The sequence below is a fragment of the Marinilabilia salmonicolor JCM 21150 genome, from assembly GCF_000259075.1.
Taxonomy (GTDB): domain Bacteria; phylum Bacteroidota; class Bacteroidia; order Bacteroidales; family Marinilabiliaceae; genus Marinilabilia; species Marinilabilia salmonicolor.
Genome location: NZ_AJKI01000012.1, coordinates 73,028 through 91,593, shown reverse-complemented (window position 1 = coordinate 91,593; position 18,566 = coordinate 73,028). Strand labels below are relative to the sequence as shown.

11 protein-coding genes are annotated in these 18,566 nt (G+C 45.8%); 3 read left to right on the top strand and 8 right to left on the bottom strand.

Translation table 11 applies throughout. The annotated features are described in order from the left end of the window. Positions 1 to 457 precede the first annotated feature (457 nt). The 3 genes from W7W_RS0109135 to W7W_RS21945 all read right to left on the bottom strand — a co-directional run bounded on the left by W7W_RS0109135 (position 458) and on the right by W7W_RS21945 (position 7,055). Positions 458 to 2,317 (bottom strand): alpha-amylase family glycosyl hydrolase, encoded by a 1,860-nt coding sequence (locus tag W7W_RS0109135; protein WP_010663485.1) that lies wholly within the window; start codon positions 2,315 to 2,317, stop codon positions 458 to 460. A 207-nt stretch (positions 2,318 to 2,524) separates the two neighbouring features. After that, the gene (locus W7W_RS0109130) at positions 2,525 to 4,006 is read right to left on the bottom strand and encodes a RagB/SusD family nutrient uptake outer membrane protein (RefSeq protein WP_010663484.1); all 1,482 of its coding nucleotides are present in this window, start codon (positions 4,004 to 4,006) and stop codon (positions 2,525 to 2,527) included. Between the two features lie 55 nt (positions 4,007 to 4,061). Further along, the gene (locus tag W7W_RS21945; RefSeq protein ID WP_157202459.1) at positions 4,062 to 7,055 is read right to left on the bottom strand and encodes a SusC/RagA family TonB-linked outer membrane protein; all 2,994 of its coding nucleotides are present in this window, start codon (positions 7,053 to 7,055) and stop codon (positions 4,062 to 4,064) included. 1,050 nt (positions 7,056 to 8,105) lie between these two features. On the opposite strand from W7W_RS21945, the gene W7W_RS0109120 reads away from it, so the two are divergent. The 3 genes from W7W_RS0109120 to asnB all read left to right on the top strand — a co-directional run bounded on the left by W7W_RS0109120 (position 8,106) and on the right by asnB (position 11,931). Next, entirely contained in the window at positions 8,106 to 8,351 is a 246-nt protein-coding gene (locus tag W7W_RS0109120; protein WP_010663482.1) for a helix-turn-helix domain-containing protein, read from the top strand. Positions 8,352 to 8,754: 403 nt separating this feature from the next. Next, positions 8,755 to 9,891, top strand: coding sequence for a glycosyltransferase family 4 protein (locus W7W_RS21940; RefSeq protein ID WP_010663481.1), 1,137 nt, complete (start codon positions 8,755 to 8,757; stop codon positions 9,889 to 9,891). Positions 9,892 to 10,074: 183 nt separating this feature from the next. Continuing rightward, positions 10,075 to 11,931 (top strand): asparagine synthase (glutamine-hydrolyzing), encoded by a 1,857-nt coding sequence (gene asnB / locus W7W_RS0109110; RefSeq protein WP_010663480.1) that lies wholly within the window; start codon positions 10,075 to 10,077, stop codon positions 11,929 to 11,931. 133 nt (positions 11,932 to 12,064) lie between these two features. On the opposite strand, the gene W7W_RS0109105 is transcribed toward asnB, so the two are convergent. The 5 genes from W7W_RS0109105 to W7W_RS0109085 all read right to left on the bottom strand — a co-directional run bounded on the left by W7W_RS0109105 (position 12,065) and on the right by W7W_RS0109085 (position 18,535). Continuing rightward, entirely contained in the window at positions 12,065 to 12,424 is a 360-nt protein-coding gene (locus W7W_RS0109105) for a four helix bundle protein (protein ID WP_010663479.1), read from the bottom strand. A gap of 76 nt (positions 12,425 to 12,500) precedes the next feature. Further along, on the bottom strand, positions 12,501 to 13,544 hold the full coding sequence (locus tag W7W_RS0109100; RefSeq protein WP_010663478.1) for a glycosyltransferase family 4 protein: 1,044 nt from the start codon (positions 13,542 to 13,544) through the stop codon (positions 12,501 to 12,503). A gap of 127 nt (positions 13,545 to 13,671) precedes the next feature. Next, positions 13,672 to 14,289, bottom strand: a complete 618-nt coding sequence (locus W7W_RS0109095; RefSeq protein WP_010663477.1) for a hypothetical protein — start codon at positions 14,287 to 14,289, stop codon at positions 13,672 to 13,674. A 665-nt stretch (positions 14,290 to 14,954) separates the two neighbouring features. Further along, on the bottom strand, positions 14,955 to 16,253 hold the full coding sequence (locus W7W_RS0109090; RefSeq protein WP_010663476.1) for an O-antigen ligase family protein: 1,299 nt from the start codon (positions 16,251 to 16,253) through the stop codon (positions 14,955 to 14,957). 884 nt (positions 16,254 to 17,137) lie between these two features. Further along, complete coding sequence (locus W7W_RS0109085; RefSeq protein WP_010663475.1) at positions 17,138 to 18,535, bottom strand: glycosyltransferase family 4 protein; 1,398 nt, start codon at positions 18,533 to 18,535, stop codon at positions 17,138 to 17,140. Between the last annotated feature and the right edge of the window lie 31 nt (positions 18,536 to 18,566).

Below are 18,566 nucleotides of genomic sequence, written 5' to 3'. Positions count from 1 at the left end.
CGCCAGGGGGGACTTTGAGATACTATGAGACAGGTAATCTGTTTTTTATAGGGAATAAGAGGTGTTGAAAAGTAATGTTCGAAAATATCTGAAGCCATGGACCAGCCCCGGTGGGGCGAAAGTATGGTAGAAAGAATGTTTGTGATAGAAGTGGCTTGCTCCCTCCCCTTGGGTGGAGGGTTGGGGAGGGGCCTTTAATTGTTTTCTCGGCAGGAGACGAGGGATGGTAAACCCCTCGTGCGGAAACGAGGGGTAGGGGATTCATCTTGTTAAGACTCCACTACTGGCCACTGACTACTCACTACCGACTAACTCCTGAGAGATTCTTCGCAGGATCAGTATGTAAAACCGGACAAAAAAGGGATAAACTGCGGAAGTGACCGTTCTTCCGTGCTTATCCCTCATCAGCTCACCTTTTAATGGCTGTTTTGCTTACGGCTTAAAACCGCTCAAATGTTTATTCCAGTTGAAAAACGGCTGCTTCCATGGCCGGAACCGGAATGCGGTTCAGGTTTTTGATGGCATTGTCTGTCATTACATTCAGTGCTGAGGACGCTGCCTGTGTCCTTTCGGAAAAATCATCAGCATTGAGGAATATTTCCCGGTTATTGGAGTTGAACACCACCATGACAGTTTGATTGTCGGTGTAACGGAAATAGACATACACATTGTTGGTTGGGAAGTATTGCATCATTTTTCCTTTTTTCAGGGCATCGGAATTTTTGCGGTAACGGGCCAGGCGTTTTACGAAATTGTAAATTTCATTTTCCTGTTTGTTACGGCCTTTCCGGGTGAACTTGTTTTCTTTGTCACCGGGCCATCCTCCGGGGAAGTCGCTTCGTACCAGTCCGTCAGGGTTACAGAACCCGGTCATTCCTATTTCGGTGCCATAATATATCTGGGGAATTCGGTTGGTGGTAAGCAGCAGGGTGAGCGCGTTTTTGAGCTTTTGCACATCTTCTCCCAGAACGGTGGAGATTCGGCTCAGGTCATGATTGTCCAGAAAAGCCAGGTTGCAGGAGGGAGACTGATAGATGAAATCTCCCGCCAGGGTTGCATATACAGGGTTCATGGCCACATTGGGTGTGAGTTTGTTTCTCCATTGATCGGGTGACTGATTCAGCATTTTTATGATGGCTTCCCGCAACCGGAAGTCGGTGATTCCGTCGATGTGGGTGTCCAGTCCCCGGTTGACGGTGTTTCCTCCGCTGAACCAGGCCTGTTTTGTCATGCCGTTGACCCATGTTTCGGCAAGGATGGTTACTTCCGGAAACTCTTCTTTTACCCGGGAGGCCCAATGTACAAGATATTGGGGGTTGTTGTAAAAATAGGTGTCGAAACGTATCCCGTCAATACCAGCAAAGGCGAGCCACCAGATAGTGTTTTGAGTCAGGTATTTCTGAACAAACTCATTGTCGTTGTTCAGATCGGGCATGGAGTGGTGAATCCAGCCTTTCAGTGTGGTCTGCCGATCTTTTTGCGCGGCATAAGGATCCATTACCGGTTCGCAATTGTAGGTGCTTTTCGGGTATTTTACGGGATCGTTGAGCCAGTCATCCATCGGAAGATCTTTGAGCATCCAGTGTTCACTCCCGATGTGATTGAGCACCACATCCTTAATGACTTTGATTCCTTTTTGATGACAGAGGCTCACATACTGCTCATAGAGCCGGTTGGATCCCAGACGGGGATCGATCTGATAATGATCGGTAACGGAATAGCCGTGATACGAAGTTACAGGTTGATCATTTTCCACTTCCGGGGTACACCAAATGGTGGTGACCCCCAGCTCCTCAATGTAATCGAGATGATCGATGATGCCCTGAAGGTCGCCTCCATGCCGGTAATACATGGAATCCCGGCTAAGAACCATCTCCTGCATTGAGGGGATGAGGTCGTTTTCCGGATCTCCGTTGGCAAAACGGTCCGGCATGATGAGGTAAACCAGGTCTTCAGAATTTATTCCCCGGTTTCTTCCCTGCTTCCGGGGTTTGGGGTACAAGCGATAGTTAAAAGTATAGTCTCCGAAGTTGATGGGCAGCGTTCCTGCCGGTGTGCCGGGCCGGATGGTAATATCCAGGAAGAGGTAATTGGCATTATCCATGCGGTGCACTTGCTGTAAGGTGACTCCGGGGTAATCAACGGAAACGGAGCTGGCTGAAATGTTTTTTCCATACACCATCAGCTGAAGGTGGGGATTGGACATCCCGGTCCACCAGTATGGAGGATCTATGCGTTGAACGCTGCTGTTCTCGCTGTGGGCACAGGAAAGAGTCAGGAACATGAGTATAAGAGAAGTGATTGTTTTGTATTTCATGATGTTTTTTATTACTGAATGATCGGTATAAATGAACAGAGCACAAGCAAGTATGACTGTGAAATGAGTGGTGAGCCGTGCAACCGGAGGCAGGCATTATGATAAGGCAGCATTAAACCAGGTTGGCCTTCTCTTTTTACTTAACCTTCCCGTTTTTCGAGCTCAACCACTCATCGTTATATATGCTGTGACTCCTGATTCATCAGTTTAGTAGCCTTTGTTTTGGGTCAGGCCGGGATTGTTGGCCAGCGTAGTTTCGGCAATAGGAAACAGCTCGAAATGGTTGTGGCTTCCGGGCATGAAGTCGTGTGCAGTACCAAATTTGCCCAACCGGATCAGATCCTGGCGGCGCCATCCTTCCCAGCATAATTCACGTGCCCGCTCATCCAGAAGCTCCCCAGGGGTCAGCGTTCCCGAAAAGGGAGGCAGCCCGGCTCTCTGGCGCACCCTGTTCAGGTCTGACACCGCCTGTAACTCATCATTCAGGCGTAGTGCACATTCAGCCCTCATCAGCAATACATCGGCAAAACGAAAAACGGGGAAGTCATTGCCACCGCTGTTGCCGTTGTAGGGGGCCCGCTCGAAGGAAAATTTGAGATTGCGTGCCCCTTCGTAAGTTCCGGCATTTTCGAGGCTTGCGATGGAAGGTTGGTACACCAGATCTCCTCCGTTGCCGTTTTTCACGACCTGACCGTTTACCTCTACCGGTTCGCCGTAGATCCACTGATTTTTTCGGATGTCTCCATTGGCATATTTCCGGAGGAAATTTTCATGCACACAAGCCCCGTTCCAGGAGCTGATGCCATAAGCCTGACCATGTTCGTAGGCCAGTGTCCGGAATTCATAAATCATCTTGGGAGCCAGTACGGGATCAATGGGGATGGCCAGTATCACTTCGTCGGTAGGGCATTCATCCCCGAACAGAGCGAAGTAATCGTTATGGAGGTCATACCCCAGTTCTTCCACTTTGTTGCAGGCTTCCAGAGCATCGGCCCATCGATTAGTGCCGGTGTAAACCTCTGCATTCAAATAAAGTTTGGCCAGCAGGGAATATCCGGCCGCCTGGTTAAACCTGCCATAGAGGCTTTCTTTGGCATCGCCCAGCAGGGGAACATTTTCGCGGAGTTCTTTTTCGACAAAAGCAAAAACTTCGCTGCGTGTGCTTTGCGATGTTTCCGAAAGGGGAGTGGCGCGATCGGTGATTACCGGAACATTTCCCCAGCCATCGAGCAGCAGGAAATAGAAGAAGCTGCGCAGCACCCGGGCTTCTGCAATGTATTGTTCGCCGGACTGGCTGGCATTGAACACCTCGAGTGCCGTGTTACAATCGATAATGGCCTGGTAGAGCCACTCCCAGGTACCTCCCAGAAAGTTGTGTGAGGGTGTCCAGTTGTGGCGGTAGAGCTGCATCCAAACACCGCCATCCTGCCAGGAAGCGCCACGGGCGGGAATCATCAGTTCGTCGGTGGTGACTTCATTGAGGTCGTACCACCCCTTTTCGCCTGCATATCCCTGGTGGTTGGCTTCGCTGCGCAGCTGGGCATAAATTCGGGCCAGGGCATTGGTGATCTGCTCGTCGGTGGTGTAGAAGCGGTCGGCCTCTATCTGGTCGTAAACCTTTTCGTCCAGATTGCTACATGCCGGCAGCAGAAGGAATAACAGGCTGAAATATATCAGGAATTTATTCATGACTTTTATTTTTAATGGTTTTACAGTTGTGATTATAATTCTTGAACAGACACTTCTATTTAATGGTGAGGTTTACCCCAAAGGCAAAGCTTCGGGCCCTGGGGTAGAGATTGAAATCGTCGATGCCAAAACCGGAAGCCCCGTCGGACTGTATCTCCGGGTCGGTACCTTTATAGCCGGTGATAACAAAAAGATTGTTGGCTGTAAAGGAGAGCCGGAGGCGGGATATGGCCTCGTTTCTGACGGGGATATTGTATCCCAGGGTGAGGTTCGAGAGCCGGAAAAACGATCCGTCCTGTATCCAGAAATCGGAGAAGTCGGACATCACCTTAAAACCGTTATCCACTGCTTCGGGCGCCATGTTGAGAATGCCGATTTCTCCCAGCCTGTTGAGGCGGCTCCAGGTGCCGTTGTAGATTTCGTTGCCCTGTGATCCGGTGAATACCAGCATGGCATCGAAGTTTTTGTGGCGGAATGAGGTGTTGATGCCATAGGTAAAATCAGGTTGTGGATTTCCGGCATTGTACCTGTCGGGGGAGCGGTTGTCGATGGTAACGCTTCCGTCGTTGTTGAGGTCGGCAAGGATTTCATTGCCCTGATCGTCGATTCCTGCATGTTTGTAAACATAGAAGACACCTACCGGGTCGCCCACCTTTAGAAAAGAGACTGCCCTTCCATCGGCATATCCATAAGGCACCAGATCGGTGGAAAGTTCATTGCCGTTGAGGGTGCCATTGAGTGATTTTATTTTGTTCTCATTCGTGGAGAAGTTGATGCCCACCGACCATGAGGTGTTTTCGGTTTTTACGGGCAGGTATTCCAGTGAGCATTCGAAACCTTTGTTGGTCATCTCTCCAATGTTGGCCCAAAGCGTATTGGTATAGAAAGGGGGCACGGGAACGGCATATTCGTACAACATGTTGTCGGTATGACCATTGTAATAGTCGAAGGAGCCCATGAGCCGGTTTTTTAGCAGGTGAAAATCCAGACCGATGTTGACCATTTTTTTTACTTCCCATTTGAGATTTTCATTTTCGTTCTGGGAGGTACCGTAGAGGGTAACGGGCCGGCCGTTGAAAAGGGTGGAGCCCTGCGATGCCAGCAATCTCAGCGACTGGTAAGGAACCAGTCCGCCCTGGTTACCTGTTTCGCCATACCCCAGCCGCAGCTTCAGATCGTCGATGGTAGAGGAGTTGCTCAGAAATGGTTCCTGGGAGATGCGCCAGGCCACCGAAGCTGAAGGGAAGGTGCCCCATTTGTTGCTTTTTCCAAGCTTGGAAGAGCCGTCGTGACGAATATTCATGGTAAGCAGGTATTTGTCGCGATAGGCATAATTCAGGCGGGCCAGGTACGATATAAGGGTGCTTTCGTCCTTAAAGGAGGAGATGTCACCACTTTGTACGTCCCCGATGTTGCCATTTCCAAGGTTGTTGAAGTCATTGATGTCGGAGATGAAATCGCGGCCGATGGCTTTAAACCCTTCGTTGGCGGACTGCTGCCACTCATACACCCCGGTAAATGCAATGCGATGATTTTTCAGGGTTTTCCGGTAGTTGAGCGTCAGATCGAGCAGTCCCTCGTGGAGCGCAGTCTGGCTTTTTTGGGCATACCCATGGTAGGTATAACCATTGGTGCCAAAGAGATCGCCCGGCTGATAATAGCCATAGGTATTGTTGTGCTTACGTTTGGAAGCAAACACCCCCAGTTTCAAATCCTCCCAAAGGTTGTATTCCGATTTGATGCTTCCGAAATAACTGTCCATATTGCCCTGGTTGCGGGTCTCCTTCAGCAGTGCCACCGGATTGACATATCCCCAGATGCTGGAGTCGTAAAAAAAGCTGCCGTCGCTGTTGACCACCGGTTCTACCGGCCTGCGCTGATAAGCAGCCACCAGTGCCGTGTTGATGTCATCGTAATCGTCGGTAGCTACAAAGTCAGCTTTGGTGGTATTGACGTTGAGGTGAAGCGTGGTTTGCAGGCGGTCATTGAGGTTTTTCTGTTGAACCTTAAGAGATCCTGTAAGTCTGTCGGAGCCTGACTCCAGAAGAATACCTTCCTGGCTGATGTAGCTGAGAGAAGCTCTGTAGCTGAGCTGTTCGGTTCCTCCCGAAATGGCTATGTTGTTATTCATGATATGACCATTGCGTGTAATCTCATCGAACCAGTTGGTGTCGGCACCGTAATCAGAGGCGCTGATCCCGCTTTGATCCACATAGTGACGCCATTGAGCAGCATTCATCAAATCAGGCTTTCCTGCTACTGTCTCCAGTGAGCTTATGCTGTTGACTTCCAGCTGCATTTTGCCTGCTTTGCCACTTCTTGTGGTGACGATCACCACTCCTGCTGCTCCACGTGATCCGTAGATGGCCGATGAGGAGGCATCTTTGAGAACATCGAAGGAGGCAATATCGGAGGGAGACAATGTTTGCAACAGTTCCGGGCCACCCTGCACGCCATCCACTACCACCAGAGGGTCATTGCCTCCTGCCAGTGAATTGATGCCCCGTATGCGTATGGTGGGCGCCTGATTGGGATCTGATCCTGCCTGCGAGATGTTGACCCCTGTCATGCGGCCCTGAAGTTGCTGCAGGGGATTGGTGACAGGCCCGGGATTGAAATTGTCGCTCATCATACGGTTGACCGACCCGGTAACATCTTCTTTTTTGAGACTTCCGTACCCGACAGCCACCACCTCTTCCAGGCCAATAACGGCAGGCTGAAGGGTGACATCAATGCGGGAGCGGCCTGCCACAGCTATCTCCTGTGTTTGCATGCCAATGAAGGAGAATACCAGCAGGGCATCGTCGGGTACTTCGTGGAGGGTATAAATGCCGTTCATATCGGTAATGGTGCCCGATGTGGTTCCTTTGAGTGAGATGGTGACTCCGGGCATGGGATCACCCTGGGGATCGGTGACCCGGCCGGTGAGATTTTTCTCCTGAGCCATGAGGAAGTTGACAATGCCTGTGAGTATGAACAGGCAAAGAAGCATGGTTCCCCTGTGACGGATGTTCACCAGGAACCGGATTTTTTCTTTGGAATTTCTCATAAAACTTAAATTTTTGGTTGTTTGCATTGTTGTTTTTATGTTGTGTGTGAAAGGAAAATATCCGAAAGCAAGTCCGAAGACCTGCCCTCCGGATATTCCGGGTTTATGAAAAAACAGCTTCTGAATTTTTATTAAAATGCTTGTTTTTAGTGTGTTGAATGCATTTGGTTGCATTCACAAGAGCGCATAGCATACCCATTTCAGTAGCCGATGGGCTAACTGAAGAGGCCCCCTAAAATCCTCCCAGGGGGGGGCTGAAAAAGAGGGGACTTCGTGTTTTGAGTTCCGTGTTACTGGTTTATATGTTACACAGAGTTTCACGGAGGAGACACGGAGATCACAGAGGTGCACAGAACTGACGAGTTTTGTGTTTCTGGTTCCGTATTTCGTGTGACACAGAGGTGCACTGGCCTATGAGCCAAAAGCTAACAGCTAATCCCTTCCTGCTCCCTCCCTTTTGCCTTACGGAGCTTGACTTACAGGATACACGCTGCCTGTTCCGGCACTGTGGTGGTGTGGAAAAAAATGCATACTTTTGAAGAATTAATTAAACTTTTGATTAATAAGCCTGCTGCATGTCGCCAAACAGTTGTAGCGGGCTTTTTTTGTTTGCAATGGTAGTGTTAAGGTGTCATAAGCATGCTGCCTGTTAAGGTTTAACTGTAATACTGTTGCATAAAAGTACGCCCTTTGAGGGAGGTAGATCCGTAGTTGAGTGACCTGAAAAAGGATGCGCCGGAACAAAAAAAGAGGGCGCGGAACTCAACTTATCCGACTTGAGGCACTGGTATACCTAGTACACAGATAAGTGAGCCCACGCCCGGGTCGTGAGCCTTTCTACTTATCATCTCGTGTACTTTAAAAATTACCAGTTTTCAAGTCGAGATTCTAAGCGAATGCTTCTAATATTTTTATCTATCGAAGTATCGCAAAATTACATTACATGTTCAAACGATGAAACAAATATAGAAATAAATGTTGAATTGTTATAATATCTTATAACAAAATTTGAAAAAATATTTCCCCCCTTTGTATATAAATTCCTATTAAATGGATAAACAAAAGGAGCGAATATTACGGAAATTCGGGAAGCATGTTAAGGAATTAAGAATGCAAGCCGGTTTGAGTCAGGATGAAGTAGTGTTGAATAGTAACAACTTAATTAAAGCTACTATTAGTGACATTGAAAATGGGAAAAGGAATCTCTCTTTTACAACCCTGATTGATTTGGCGAAAGGACTTGGGATAACTCCTAAAGAATTGTTGGATTTAAATTTCTTAACAAAAGATGAGTAGTTATTTTATTAGAAACTGTTTTAATCTGTTCCTCTCTGCGTTGTTTTGTGATTTAGATTCTTCACTGGATGGAATTACTAAATATTCTTCCTGAAGTTTCATTGTGTGGTAAATGCATTGCCATGTGATGAATGATCCCAGAAAATTTGGGTAAGGAAGAATTTTTCTCTGCCACAGGCAGACTACTTTGCATTGTTTTTATTTAACAATTTCTTTAATGTATTGATTATCTTATTTTAGTTCTTCACGATGTTAAAAGCTTGGTGGCTAATTTTGTCAACGAAGAACTAACTGTAAGGGATTCCTGGCAGGCTCAAAAAGAGAATTTTACTCGTCCTATTCCCTAATTGCTACTTGCTTCTTGCCTACCAACTATCCACTAAATTACTACCTTTGCTCAACTATGCATAAGGAAAAGAAAAGAATACTGATTTTTATCGATTGGTTTTTACCGGGATATAAGGCTGGAGGCCCCGTGCGTTCCATGGCCAATATGATTGAGCAGTTTAGTGAGGAGTATCACTTTCTGGTGGTGACCAGGAATACGGATTATATGGAGACAAAGCCCTATGAACTAACAGCAGACCAGTGGGTGGAGGGACCATTTGATTCTGAAGTGTATTACTTTTCCAAGGAGGGTCTTTCTTTTAAAAATATGAAGCGACTGATTGCAGAGACCAATTTCGATGTGGCTTATGTGAATGGTATCTATTCCTGGAGGTTTTCTATTCTTCCGCTGTTTTTTCTTAAACGAAACAAAATAATTGTTGGGGTGAGAGGTATGCTGGCCCGTAGCGCTATAAATGTGAAAAGCACCAAAAAGAAGGTATTTCTCAATCTGGCCAAGGTATTTGGCTTGTACAAAAGCGTGGTTTTTCATGCTACCAACGAGCAGGAAAAGAGGGATACACGAGCTGTCTTTGGAGAGGTGCCTGTTGCTGTGGCTCCTAATCTGCCCCGCAAGGTATTACCGGCTCCAAAGGAGATAAGCAAGGAGAAAGGAACTTTACGCCTGGTATCCATGGCCCGCATTGCCCCTGAAAAGAATACATTGTTTGCGTTGGAGGCATTAAAGAAATATACCGGAGGCGGTGAGATTGTGTATGACCTTTACGGACAGATTTACAATGAAACTTATTGGCGCGATTGCAAAGCGGTTATTGATACCCTTCCGGCCAATATTCATGTTGAATACCACGGTTTGGTTGAGAGTGATAAGGTTGCAGAAGTCATTGGAGATTATCATTTTTTGTTTCTTCCCTCGAGAGGCGAGAATTTTGGGCATGTGATTCTGGAAAGTTTTACGGCCTGCCGGCCGGTGCTGATTAGTGATCAAACACCATGGCGAGAGTTGGAGAAAGAAAATTGTGGTTATGACCTTCCGTTGGAAGAATCGCTGTTTGCAGATAAAATTGGGAAGATGGCAGAACTGGACGAGGATGAATGGAGGAAGAGGTGTAATGCTGCAGGGGAAAAGGCGCAGGTGTTTTGTAATGATGAGCGCAATCTGGAGGCGTATGTTAGATTGTTGGGAGAGTAGAAAAATAAGCGAATAGAGTTGTCATTCTGAGCTTGCGAAGAATCTGTAACTTGATGAAGAAACATGAAATTGAACAACCCCCGGAATGAATTCCGGGTGAACAAGATTTGTCGTTCCTACGGAACTTTAGCTAGATTTGGAGCTCACTAATTCATCAACTCACCAGCTCAATACAATAAAAATATGTGTGGAATAAACGGAATAATTTCAGGAAATATAGAAGATAAAGGCACCAGGGTTAAAGCCATGAACGACCGGCTTTCGCATCGGGGGCCTGATGATGAGGGTGTCTGGCAGGATGGAGAGGTTGCTTTGGGACATCGGCGTTTATCAATTATTGACCTGTCGGATGCGGGTCACCAGCCGATGTTATCGGCATGTGGCCGTTATGTGATGGTTTTTAACGGGGAGGTCTATAATTTCAGGGAGTTGAGAAATCAGTTTGATTACCCCTATAAATCACATACTGATAGTGAAGTTATTCTGGCAGCATGGTTAAAAATGGGGCCTAAGTGCATTGAGTTGTTCAATGGAATGTTTGCGATTGCTGTATGGGACAAAAAAGAGGAGACCTTGTCGCTGGTAAGAGATCGCCTGGGGATAAAACCGCTTTACTGGAGTTTGAATGACAATGGTTTGTTTTTCTCATCGGAGGTGAGAGCTCTTTTGGCCTCCGGTAATGTTTCAAAAGAGCTGGACGACAATTCGGTGGTGGATTTTTTAAGATACCAGACGGTTCAGACACCCAACACCATTTTGAAAGAGGTTCAGATGCTACTGCCGGGAACCATTCTTAATTATAGTATTAAAAGTAATGAAGTTTCTCTTGATACTTATTGGAATCTAGCCGACAAGATGCAACAGCATAAACCGGGAAGCTATGATGAGGTAAAGAAACAGGTTCGTAACCTGTTTTTTGAATCGGTAGAAAGACGCCTGGTCGCTGATGTGCCTTTCGGCGCTTTTCTTTCAGGAGGCATTGATTCAAGTGCTATTGTGGGGGCCATGGCTAAAGTTTCCAGTAACCGGATTGATACTTTTAATATTTCCTTCGCCGAGGATGAGTTCTCGGAAGCGCCGTACGCCAGGTACATAGCTGAAATGCACAAAGCCAACCATCATGAGATTCACCTCAAACCTGATGATTTCCTTCATCTATTGCCGGATGCTTTATCGGCCATGGATCACCCCAGTGGCGACGGGCCTAATACCTGGGTGGTTTCTAAAATGACTAAAGAGGCCGGAATTACCATGGCACTCTCGGGACTTGGCGGTGATGAGGTGTTTGGAGGATATGCCATTTTTAACCGGATGGCGGCGTTGGAACAGCGAAAATGGCTGTGGCAGTTGCCCTTATTCTTACGAAAGATGGCCGGGAAGAGTCTTGCTTCTTTAAAGCCGGGAGTGGCTTCTTCAAAAATGAAACAGCTACTGGAGATGGCAGAGTACAATTTTGAGGAAGCTTTTGCCACTTCTCGCCAGGCACTTATGGATCCTCAGCTGGAGGGCATGCTTAACCGGGATAAACTGCCTGCGCACAATCCGGTGGAGTGGTTGAAAAAGCAAAATCTGAATGGAAAAGCGGGGGTGCTTTCGCTGGTTTCGGTGGCTGAGTTAAGCACCTACATGCAGAATGTTTTGCTCCGCGACAGTGATCAGATGAGTATGGCTCATGCCCTGGAGGTACGGGTGCCGTTTCTGGATCATAAACTGGTGGAGTATGTGTTGTCGCTTCCTGATAACATAAAGAGACCGGTTACACCCAAAAAGTTACTTGTGGATAGTATGCCGGATTTATTGCCTGACTACATCGTTAACCGCCCTAAAATGGGTTTTGTTTTTCCGTGGCGCGACTGGCTGAAAGGGGAGATGCACAGCTATGCCGATGAGCGCATCCGCTCAATTGCTCAGCGCGAAATGTTTAATGAAAAAGGAGTGCTGGATATCTGGAACAGATTCCTGAAAGGGGATGCGGGGGTGACTTTTTCACGGGTGTGGCCGCTGGTTGTGTTGGAGGAATATATTAGGTTGATAGGTTGATAGGTCAATAGGTTGATAGGTTGACAGGTTGTTAGGTCAATAGGTTTAAGGGTTTTTGCGGTTAAGTTGTTGTTTTTTTGTGTTTGTGTTAATTTTTCTACTAACCTGCCGACCTATTTGACCTACCGACCGATTAGAGGAATTTTCTTTTTTGAGAGATTAATGCGGAGATCATTTTAGAGATTTCCATTCCAATTGTTTCCAGTTCATCCAAGGTTTCTTTTGGTATGATATTTTTATGGTAAAATAGATTTAGAACAGTAATTGATTCATAAAGTGACCCTCTGGAAATATATAGATAATTAATATTTTCTTTGATACTTACACGGCCATCGCCTTCTGCGATATTTTGCGGTACAGATGCAGCTGCTGCTTCCAGTTGTTCAATAAGTCGGTAATGTCCTTTAATTGTTTCGGTGATATCAAGACATTTTTCAGCGAAAGTCATGGCTTTCTGCCAAACCAATAATTTCTTAAAACTAAAATTTTCCATGGATTAAAAGTTAAGTTTATTATTTTGCCTGCTAACCTACGGGCTTATTTGCCTACCGATCTGTTGACCTGTTGACCTACCGACCTATTAGCCTAACAACCTGTCTGGCCCACATCTCCGGATCATACCCAACTCCCAGCCTGTGGCTTTGCCCGGCCATTTCCCGTAGCTCTTCGTCACTGAGGCTCATGATTCGTTTCAGGGCTTTTTTAAGGCTTTCTTTGTCTTCATTATCAAAAAGAAAACCGTTCTTACCTTCTTCCAGAAAGCGGGTGGTGCCGCCTATGGCATTGGAGCAGACCATGGGGAAACCGGCTGCTGCCATTTCATGAACCACCACACCCCAGGGTTCAAAGCGACTGGGAAGGACAAATACTCCGGTTTCTTTTAATTTTTTCTTGAGTTCATCGGGTTGCAGGAAGCCCAGATGTTTGATTTTAGGATGGTCAGGACGCTGATCGAACAATTCTCCGGTGCCGGCACACCAGAGCTCCCACTCGTTGGAAGATTCTTTCTGAAGCTCTATAAAAGCCGGGAAGAGGAGGTCTAATCCTTTTTGTTGCACATATCGCCCTACATAAACCAGTTTTCGTGGGTATGAGTTTGACTCTGTTCTGTCGGTTGCTGATGAGGAAAAGAGTTTTACATCAGCAGCGTAGAAGCCTACTTCAATATTATCTTCTTTAAAACCCAGCTTGAGTGCATATTCCTTTTGGGGGGCTCCCGGTACCCATGCATGTGAATAGGAGCGGTGCAAAATCCATGGTGCAGCCAGTCGCATCAACTGCTGTCGTAAAGTGCCGTTCCACTGATTGTCCATACTCATTACGGTAGGTATGTCGTCTTTGAAATGACGGCAAACGCCCAGGTAATCTTTGTCCACCCATCCGCTGGAGATTATTACATCTGGCTGGATGCTTTTGGCAAGATCGATCAGTTCTTGCTTGTTGTAATCATTGCGTTCATAAATCGTCACACCTTCAGGAAAATCAAACAGAAAGGGAGCTTCTTTATTCACAGGCCAGCGCACGATGTGCACTGAATGCCCTTTTTGGGTAAGTTCTTTAACGCCTGCCAGGAAGTAGGAAGCGAGTTCTGTGTATAGGAAGAGTATGTTCATTGTTTTAGGCAAATAGGTCAGTAGGTTGTTAGGTCAATAGGTGATTAGTCCAGTAGGTGATTAGGCAAATAGGTGATTAGGTTGGTAGGGGTGTAGAAGGAGTAATTTAGTTATTCATCAGTATTTTCTAAACTTTACTGAACTTCTTATTCTCCAGACGTGGAAGAAAAAAACCTTTTATACAGTTGGGATTTCTAATACAAATTTGAATGTGATCTTTTTCCTTGAAACCGGCATTTGGATATAGTTCATTGCCTTCCCAGAATACTCCTTTAACTGAATCATAAGGAGGGTCATTGGCTTCTTTGCGAAGTTGGTGTATGGTTTCAAAGACGGCACAATCTAATTCACGAAGAAGGAGATCACCGGAATTTCCCATTGATTTGTTGGTAGGAAGTTTTCTGCCTGTCTTTTCCCAAATTGATTTAAAGACTTCATAGCCTGATTTTAAAATACCGAGCATCCCATAATCAAGCATATCAAAACAAAGGCCTAAATCAATAACTGCTCCAATGACTGCTGGTGTTTCTACTTTGGAATTGGCTTTACCCGGATTGGTTTTTAACCATGTGGCAAATTCGAAAGCGCGCTGCGGACTATTTTCCCAAAAATAAACACCATGACCTAACCAGTCATAATTATTTTCACTGTTTCTAAGATTTTTTTTGCCTGAAGCAACTGCCTTGGCAAGAGAAGAATCGCACCCATGGAATCCCAAAATCAGTCCCGAGCGTGTTGAGTACATAAGCTTTTGTAGGGTTTCTTAAGGTTGCCTTTTTTTGTGGTCACACCTATCTGATTCAGAAATGAGTCTGATTTTTCTTTGCTTGATGCAATCTTCTTCCCAAATTTTAGGAGTTTGTCGTTGTATTTTTTAATTTCTGTATCGCACATTGAAATAACAGATCAATTGTTGTTATGTAATATGTTAACGTGAAAAATCCGTGAGAGGTTCAAATTTAATGATTTTTATTGAAATCCCAGTTCGTCATGGATTTTTGTTGGTTTAAATTTGTGGTTTCTGTTAAAGATATATTGATTTTTTCTAATTGGCAAGCTTGTGGCTTTTGATTGTTGGGATGTTTTTTCAGTTTTCTCTAATCCCCTATTGACCTACTGACCTAATCTCCTACTCGCCTACTGACCTAACGACCTACTCGCCTATTTGACCTACTGACCTAATCCCCTACTCGCCTAATCTAATCCCGGGGATTGAAATCCCAGACAACAAAATCGGTTGTGCCTATGGCACTTGTATGGAATATTCTTTGCAAACTCAGAATGATAAGACTATTTATCTAATTCCCTACTAACCTACTGGCCTAATTTCCTAATCCCCTACTAACCTACTAACCTACTGACCTACTAACCTACTGACCTACTAACCTACTGGCCTACTTGCCTATTGACCTAATCACCCATTTCCCCTGCCGGCCTGTAAAAGGCCGGATTCCCCATCATACTCAATATAATCACCAGTACAATAGTAAACGGATTTAGTGAGGCTACCAGCCATGATTCTACACTAATGGAAAGCAGTAACCCAAAAAACACCGCCCACACAAGAGGGGAGAAGCGGGAGGCACGTATGAAGTTGGTCAACCAGCCGATAGAAAACAGGATCAGACCAACCAGACCGGTGTCCAGCCACATGGTGAGCCAGCTGTTGTGCACGTTACCCTGGTGACCATGTTTTTCGAAAAAGTCGGCATATTGGGAAAAAACCAATTCGTTGTAGGAGAAACCTTTGCTGAACCAGTAGTTTTTCTGAATGTTTTCCATAGCTACCTGGCGTGCAAAAACCCGGCCTGATCCGGATTCCAGGGTTTCGAGCCGGAAATAGTTTTCTAAACCCAGGGAAAGCACGATGTCTTCGAAGTTGGCTATAACATATTGGTAAGAAAGAAACACCAGTGACATTATGATGAAGCCTATGATGGGATCGCGCTTTAACAGGAACCAGGCGGCCAAAAACAGTGCTGTGGAAAACAGGCCTCCACGGGAACCGCCCATTATAAGAGAAACGAAAACCAGTGCATAAACAAATATAATCTGATTGCGCGTAAACAGATACCTTTGAAAATGGATGATAATGGTAAAAAGGGCGGTAAACATAAACCCATAGATTCCCAGTCCGTTGGGGTTGCCCAATAATCCGGAGAATCTTTCTTCTCCAAAAATGACAAATCCGGGGGAGATAAATCGCAAGGCCAGACCGGTGGCCAGTACAATGACTCCTACCATAATCAGATGATAGAGAAATCGCTCTTTTTCCCAGGTGAGCAGAAGGTTCACAGTGGGTGGGATTACGGTCAGGAGCAATACATAAGAAACGGTTTTCTGAAACCCTTGAAAGGCTACCGGACTGCCGATTAAGGCAATGAATGCCACCGCAAAAAAGGGAATGAAAGGTTTTACAAAGCGCAGTGCATCTTCTTCTTTTGGCATTACCAGAAAAAGATATCCCATGACCAGCATCATGGCGGTTTTCAGATTCACAGCAAAGCTGAAGACGGGCTGCCGGCTGTCGCTTAAGGTCAATACCAGCCATAACCCTAACAATATCCACAATATGGCTCCTTTTTTGTTAAGAATGAGCATGTGAACGGGCACCACTACATACACCAAAGGGCCCGCAAAGGCCCCGACCAGCACCCAGAACAGGAGGGTGAGGTAGTTGTTTTTTTCGTATAGGAGTTCGTTGAGCATAGTAAATAGACAATTAGGTCATTAGGTCATTAGGCTAGTAGGGGATTAGGCTAGTAGAGATGTCATTCTGAGCTTGCGAAGAATCTCTGATAATACCAGGTTAGGGGGTTAGGCAATAGGGGTTTAGGATGAAAAAACTACTTATGAGAAATAAATTGGAAAACTCGTCCTTGTGTGGTTTTAAAGCACTTGCCTGCGCGCTACCCCCTGGCCCCCATGATAAAAAATAACTTTTATATGGTAAACCTTTAAGGGGAACTCCACCGCACGGGTTCTGTTATATTGAGGGTCTCTTGTGTTCATGAGCATTGCGGCCCGGGGTGCTCCCTTTCAGGGGAGTAAGAGGGGTAGTGGGTGGGTGTTTGATATAATTGATTGCTTGAAAAGGTTTTTGTATTCTTCCTTACGCACTACCCCCTGGCCCCCTTTAAGGGGAACTCCACCGCACGGGTTCTGTCAAATTGAAGGTTTCTTGTGTTCAAGAGCATTGCGGGCCGGGGTACTCCCTTTTAGGGGAGTTAGAGGGGTCTGTGGTGGGTGTTTGATATAATTGATTGCTTGAAAAGGTTTTTATATTCTACCCTGCGCGCTACCCCCTGACCCCCTTTAAGGGGAAACCCACCGCACAGGTTCTGTCATATTGAAGGTCTCGTGCATTCAAACATATTGCGGGCCGAGGTACTCCCTTTCAGGGGAGTTAGAGGGGTAGTGGTGGGACGATAAAATTGATAGCTTGTAATTTCTTTTTGTATTCTTCCTTGCGCGCTACCCCCTGCCCCCCCTTTAAGGGGAAACCCACCGCACAGGTTCTATGATATTGTAACAGATTCTTCGCAAGCTCACACTGAAAATCAACTCGCCTAATCTCCTAATTCCCTACTTGCCTAAAGACTTATTTTCCTAATTTCCTGAATTGTTCGTTCTGCCACCTGTTCCCACAAAAACTTCCCTTTTATTCTATCTACTGACATTTTCTTCATTGCCAGTAGTTTATCTTCATCCATGTTGAGTACGGTTATCATGGCCTCTTTTAATTGTTTTTTGTTTCCCGGCTCTTTTAAAATGCCATTGTCACTGTCAACCTGCTCACTAACCGCCCCTACATCAGATGCGATAATTGCACACCCGCTTGCCATTGCTTCCAAAATTACTGTGGGCATGCCTTCACTCCAGGAGGGGCAGACGAGTACGTCGGCATCACGGAGGATTTGCTGTATTTTTTTTTCGTTTCGGATGGCACCGTGGTAAATTAGGTTAGTAGGCGAATAGGCAAGTAGGCGATTAGATGTTTTGGTTGCGGGTTGGTTTCCCCCTTCAGGGGGCCAGGGGGTAAGGGAAGGAGAGGTTAGGGGGTTAGGCAAGTAGGAGTTTAGGTTACTAGGTGAATAGGGGACTAGGTTATTAGGTCGATAGGTCAATAGGTCAATAGGTTGGTTGGATGGTGTTTGGTGGGGGGGCTGTTTACCCCCTTCATGGGGCCAGGGAGGAGGCGTAGGAGATTTTAGTCGTTTGGCTTCCGGGATGGGCCCAATAAAATGAAATTCGAATGGTTGTTTTTCTTTTATTAATTGCTGAAGAACTGAATGAAGCTCTTCGATGCCTTTACGTCTCTCGTATCGCCCAATGAAAGCAAATTTTCTGATTTTGCTTTTTTGCTCGGGAGCTTCATCAATCAGCCAATCTTTGGTAATACCAATTGGCATTTCGATAATTCTATTTTGTGCAGAAGAAAGCTGCTTTTGTATATGTGTTAACTTACCGCCTAGTGAAAAGATAATGTCTGAAAGGCGAAGATTCCATTTTACCCATGGGCGAAGTAACAGGTGTTCCAGTTTTACTTTTAAGGACGGGGCTTGCTGAAACATCTCAACCCCATGGAAATTTATTCCTGAAAATACTATATTTTTTTTTCTTTGCGCCTTTGTGTCTTTGCGTTTAAGATATGCCCATCCTGAAAACCCCTGAATATAGACAAAGTCAGGTTGTGGTTGCAGAATAAACTCCCTGTAAACCTTTTTTGAGTAAATATAGCTCTCACGGATATAATGCCCCGGATATTTTGCCGGTTTTGGAAAATGAACTGGGAAGAATTTCAGGTTTTGTAACTCCTCCTCTGTAAACCCTTCGGGGGTTGTTGGAAGGGGCTGACCCTCCGGTATGGCATGATAAACATCAACTTTTACTCCTGCTCGTGCCAGGTATTTGGCCAGGTAGTAGCTGTGTTTTTGCATGCCACCCATGATGTGGGGATAGATGCCGTCGGTGAGGAGGGCTATGCGCATATTAATTAAAAAATGAAATTGACAATATTAA

Coding starts and splice junctions, on each gene's coding strand:
- W7W_RS0109135 (WP_010663485.1), bottom strand. CDS start 2,317: ATGAAATACAAAACAATCACTTCTCTTATACTCATGTTCCTGACTCTT.
- W7W_RS0109130 (WP_010663484.1), bottom strand. CDS start 4,006: ATGAATAAATTCCTGATATATTTCAGCCTGTTATTCCTTCTGCTGCCG.
- W7W_RS21945 (WP_157202459.1), bottom strand. CDS start 7,055: ATGAGAAATTCCAAAGAAAAAATCCGGTTCCTGGTGAACATCCGTCAC.
- W7W_RS0109120 (WP_010663482.1), top strand. CDS start 8,106: ATGGATAAACAAAAGGAGCGAATATTACGGAAATTCGGGAAGCATGTT.
- W7W_RS21940 (WP_010663481.1), top strand. CDS start 8,755: ATGCATAAGGAAAAGAAAAGAATACTGATTTTTATCGATTGGTTTTTA.
- asnB (WP_010663480.1), top strand. CDS start 10,075: ATGTGTGGAATAAACGGAATAATTTCAGGAAATATAGAAGATAAAGGC.
- W7W_RS0109105 (WP_010663479.1), bottom strand. CDS start 12,424: ATGGAAAATTTTAGTTTTAAGAAATTATTGGTTTGGCAGAAAGCCATG.
- W7W_RS0109100 (WP_010663478.1), bottom strand. CDS start 13,544: ATGAACATACTCTTCCTATACACAGAACTCGCTTCCTACTTCCTGGCA.
- W7W_RS0109095 (WP_010663477.1), bottom strand. CDS start 14,289: ATGTACTCAACACGCTCGGGACTGATTTTGGGATTCCATGGGTGCGAT.
- W7W_RS0109090 (WP_010663476.1), bottom strand. CDS start 16,253: ATGCTCAACGAACTCCTATACGAAAAAAACAACTACCTCACCCTCCTG.
- W7W_RS0109085 (WP_010663475.1), bottom strand. CDS start 18,535: ATGCGCATAGCCCTCCTCACCGACGGCATCTATCCCCACATCATGGGT.